This is a genomic window from Thiobaca trueperi (genome assembly GCF_004342175.1).
Taxonomy (GTDB): Bacteria; Pseudomonadota; Gammaproteobacteria; order Chromatiales; family Chromatiaceae; genus Thiobaca; species Thiobaca trueperi.
Window position 1 is genome coordinate 1 of sequence record NZ_SMAO01000018.1, and the last position, 4,904, is coordinate 4,904.

Sequence of the window (4,904 nt, forward strand, 5' to 3'; positions counted from 1 at the left end):
ATCTGCTTCATCGCCGCCACGGTTTCCTTGACGGCGATGCCGCCCTCACGGGCCTCTTTCGCCGCTTTGGCTGCCATGCCGTCGGTGACGGAGGCGTTCTCGGTGTTCTGCGCGACCGAGGCGGACATCTGCTCCATGGAGGACGAGGTCTCTTCCACGCTGGCGGCCTGCTCGGTCGCCCCCTGCGAGAGCGTCTGCGCGGTCATGTTCACCTGCTCGGCCGCCGCCGTCAGATCGTCGGCGGTGGCGCGCACGTCGCGCATGGTCTGCGCCAGTTTGGCGACCGTGTTGTTGAGCGTGTTGCGCAGCGCCTGCAACTGCCCTTTGTATTCGGCGGTGATCGTCTCCGAGAGATGCCCGTCTTCCATCAGGGTCAGAATCCGCATCACCGCGTTGACCGGGCTGACGACCGCGTCCAGCATGCCGTTGATCCCCTCGACGATCAGCCGGAAGTCGCCCCGGTGCCGGGTTGCATCGGCGCGGATGTCGAGCTGACCATTGAGCGCCGCATCCGACAGCCGTCGGGTGTCGGCGATGAGCGCCTGGATGTTGCCGCGCACCTGCTCAATGGTCTCGTTGATGAAGGCCTTCTTGCCGGGGAAGGTCGCCAGTGGTGCATCCATGTTGCCGTTGCCGAATTCCCTGACGCAGTCCATGGCCTCTCTGTAGAGCGCGATGTGGCCGAAGACCATGTTATTGACGCCCGCCGCCATGACCCGGAAGTCGCCCCTGAATCCGTCTTCGTCGATCCGGGCGTCGATCTCACCCCGATCATGTTCACTGGACATCCGGTTCATCTCGGCGATGAGGGCTTGCAGGGTCTTCTGCATGCGACGCATGGACTGCATCAGTTGCCCTACCTCGTCTGCGGAGGCGGACGCGAGTTCGACCGACAGATCGCCGGCGGCGATCTGATCGACGGCGCTCACGGCCTGACGCAGGGGACGCACGATGCTGCGCACCAGCCAGATCCCGGAACCCAGGGCCAGCAGCAGCATGGCCAGCCCGAGCGAGACGGAGAGCAGGATCGAACGGGCGATGATGTCTGCGCTCTGCCGGCCTGCCGCCTCCACGTCTTTTTCGGCATTCTCGATCAGAACCTGGACCGTTTTGACATAGGCGTCGTGCAGCGGCATGGTCTCGGTGATCAGCCGGATCCGGGCCGCCTCCTGCTTTGCATCCAGGGCCAGCTTGATCGCCTGCTTGCGGCTGTCGACATAGGCGCTCCGCGCCGCCAGGATGGTCGCCAGCCGTTCCTTGCCCTCCGGGGTCGTCAGGGTCTGCTCCAGATAGGCGTAGAGCCCGGTGAGTCCCTTCGAGGTCTCGGCCATCGCGGCAACCGTCTGGTTGATCTGTCCGATGTCGCTCATGAACATCAGCGACAGGGCGGTCTTGGCATTGTCGTTGATGTTTCTGATGATCTGATTGGCGACCACTGAAATCGGCCATTCCTTAGCCGTGACCTGTTTCGACACGCTTTCGATGCTGCGCAACTGCACGAAATTCACATAGAGCGTGCCCAGCATCAGCACCATGATGAGGCCGAATCCCAGCGCCAGACGCACGCCGATCTTGATGTTGGAGAGCATGTTGATTGCCTGCCGGATGATTGAGACCCGTATGCTGGCCGGCACGTCGCCGTGGCCTGCCAGCGCCTTACAGCCGTCATCGACCTTGCCCGGACGGCGGGCGAGGTCGGGTATTCATCGTTTCAAAAAGTCACGAATTCGGAATCGGGAAGTGGCCGGCCAAGGGTCAGCCGCTTCCTGTCGGTCCCGCTGACCAGGACTTTGGCGCTGCCAATGGACGGGCGGGTCGGGGCGGCGAGCCGCGCCGGGGCCGATTCGCCACCGGTCTTGAAGAAGCTCATCATCTGTTGGAGCTGCCCGGCCTGACCGCTCATTTCCTCAGCCGTGGCGGCCAATTCTTCCGACGCCGAGGCGTTCTGCTGGGTAGTCTGGTTGATCTGATCCATGGCGCCGTTGATCTGACTCACGCCGGTTGACTGCTCGGTCGAAGCGGCGGCGATTTCCTGCACCAGATCGGAGGTCTTGGTGATGGCCGGCACGATGGCGTCGAGCAGACGCCCGGCCTTCTCCGCCAGTTCGACGCTGGAACCGGCGACCTCGCCGATCTCCTGCGCCGCTATCTGACTGCGTTCGGCCAGTTTGCGGACCTCGGCAGCGACCACCGCGAAGCCCTTGCCGTGCTCACCGGCGCGGGCGGCCTCGATGGCGGCATTGAGCGCCAGCAGATTGGTCTGATAGGCGATGTCGTCGATGATGCCGATCTTCTGCGCAATCTGTTTCATCGCCGCGACCGTCTCGCGCACCGCCACGCCACCCTCGGCGGCCTCCTTCGCCGCTTTCGCCGCCATGCCGTCGGTGACGGAGGCGTTCTCGGTGTTCTGCGCAACGGATGCCGCCATCTGCTCCATTGAGGCGGAGGTTTCTTCCACGCTGGCGGCCTGCTCGGTGGCCCCCTGCGAGAGCGTCTGCGCGGTCATGCTCACCTGATCGGCGGCTGAGGTCAGATCGTCGGCGGTGGCGCGCACGTCGCGCATGGTCTGGGCCAGCTTGGCGACCGTGTTGTTGACCGTGTTGCGCAGCTCCTGCAACTGACCCTGGTATTCGGTGGTGATCGTTTCGGAGAGATGGCCGTCTTCCATCAGGGTGAGGATCCGCATCACCTCGTTGACCGGGCTGACCACGGCGTCCAGGGTGCCGTTGATCCCCTCAACGATGCGCCGGAAATCGCCCCGGTGGCGGGTCGCGTCGGCACGCACGTCGAGCTGACCGCCGACCGCTGCATCGGATAGCCGTCGGGTGTCGGCGATGACCGCCTTGATCGCCTCGATGCAGGTGTTCACCGCGCTGGCGATGGTGTCATAGGCCGCCTGCACCGCCTGGGTGTCGGCATCGGCGGCATCGGTTTCGATCCGGAAATCCACATCGCCCTCGGCGAGCCGGGCCAGACCCGTCACCAGTTTCTGCGTCTCGTTGTGCTGGTACGCCGATACCTTGCTGGCGATGCGCATGCTCTGCTTGATCAGGGTTTGATCCACGATGAACTCGAAGGCACCCACGATGTTCCCTTCACGATCACGGATCGGCGTGCCTGAGTAGGCGATGTCCAGATCCTGTCCGCTGGGATGGGCCAGCGTCTCGGCGGAGACCAACTGACCCTGGCTCATGGCGCAGGCGGTGGCACAGCGCTCCGTGCGGCAGTCGGTGGTTTTGAAGTGGTCATAGCATTTGCTGCCGCGCACCTGGGCGGCGGCCTGGTTGCCCAGTTGGGCACCGAGATTGTTGATGTACTGGATGGTGAAATCGCGGTCCACCACCATGGCCGGGGAGGGCATCAGATCCAGGAAACCCACCAGGCGATCCAGGGTCGCGTTGATGCCCTCCACGATGGCACGGTATTCGCCCGCATGCCTGGTCGCGTCGGCGCGCTCGGCGAGACGTCCCATCTCGGTGGCGCGGATCAGGTGACGGGTGTCGGCGGACATCGCCTGTAGACTGTCCTGGACCATGCGCACGGCGCGCAGCAATTGGCCCGTCTCGTCCTGGCTGGTGGCGTTGACCTGCATGCTCAGATCGCCAGCCGCGAGTTGGTTGGCAGCGGCGACGACCTTCGCGATGGGGTTGCCGACCCAGAAGCGTATGGCGACGTAGCAGAAGAGGGTGACGACGGCGATCAGCAGGATGATCCCCAGGACAATCCAGGTCTGAGCGCGGGTGATGATGCCGCTGGTGAATTCTCCCAGGTTGATGCTGGACGCGATGACCCAGCCCCAGGGGGCGAAATAATCATAGGCGGCGATTTTTTCGTGCGGCACGGAATCGCTCGGATTCTGCCACCAGTAACTGATCACGCCTTCCCGCGTGGCAAGCATTTCCTTAATGAATTCCTTGCCGTGCACGTCCTTGACTGAAATCATGTTTTCGCCCAGTTTCTCCGGGTGCACGACCAGTTTGCCAGCGTCAGGGCCGGGATTGGCGTCCAGGGCGAGGATGTAGCCGGTTTGTCCCAGCTTCACGCTATTCAGTTTTTCCCGCAGAGGGCGCAGGACGTCAGTAGCGTTGTGCCCGACGAACAGGACGGCGATGACCCTGCCGCCCGGATCCTTCACGGGCACGTACTTGGTGAAATAACTCTGGCCGAAGAGTTCCGCCATGCCGCTGTAGTTCTCGCCCTGCGACAGAGGCTGATATGCCGGGTGACTCTTCTCCAGGGTTGTGCCGACCGCACGGCTGCCATCGGGTTTTTTCAGCGATGTGGTGACGCGGATGAAATCCTCGCCCTGGCGGGCAAACACCGTGGCAATCCCCCCGGTCATGGAGGTGAAGTGATCGACGGTCTCGAAATTCAGATTGAGGATCTGGCCGCCGGATGTCAGGACCGGGGTGCTGACTTCGCCGATCCGGACGGTTTCAGTGTCCGAAAGCTGGAAGCCATTGGGGAACCGAGCCGCGAGACTGCTGGAGAGCTGATCTGCGGCATTGGTTTCTACAGCGTTGAACGTTTCCAGAACCTGACGGGCCATCCTGTTTGTTTCATGCAGTTGGCTCTTGCTGTTCGCTTCGATTTCGCTGGCGATGAATTCCAGCAGCACAAAACCGGCTACGCCCAGCAGCAGTGCGATGACCAGGCTCTGCACGACGGAAAGCTTGGTCGCGATGGATAAATTATTGAAATGCATTTTTTCTCTCTCACTAAACGCTTGGCGTTTGATTTTTATCGTTTAATTCGCAAGCCGTGCGCTCATGCAGGATGGTCATGCGGATCAGTTCCTGGACATCGAGAATCATGGCGACCTCGCCGCTGCCGAGGATGGTGGAACCGGCGAAGAAGCCGCGCAGATGGTTGAGCAGGCGTCCCAGCGGTTTGATGACGGTCTG

The 4,904-nt window shown here is 62.6% G+C and carries 3 protein-coding genes; all 3 read right to left on the bottom strand.

Annotation, left to right across the window (positions count from 1 at the left end; translation table 11 throughout):
* On the bottom strand, positions 1–1,589 hold a 1,589-nt coding region (locus EDC35_RS18380), incomplete at its 3' end, for an MCP four helix bundle domain-containing protein (RefSeq protein ID WP_132978716.1).
* Between the two features lie 122 nt (positions 1,590–1,711).
* Positions 1,712–4,705, bottom strand: coding sequence for a Cache 3/Cache 2 fusion domain-containing protein (locus EDC35_RS18385; protein ID WP_132978717.1), 2,994 nt, complete (start codon positions 4,703–4,705; stop codon positions 1,712–1,714).
* 13 nt (positions 4,706–4,718) lie between these two features.
* Positions 4,719–4,904, bottom strand: a 186-nt coding sequence (locus EDC35_RS18390; RefSeq protein WP_132978718.1) for a chemotaxis protein CheW, incomplete at its 5' end; no start/stop codon positions are given.

Excerpts from the sequence above, each read along its gene's own strand:
- EDC35_RS18385 (WP_132978717.1), bottom strand. The coding sequence starts at position 4,705 with ATGCATTTCAATAATTTATCCATCGCGACCAAGCTTTCCGTCGTGCAG.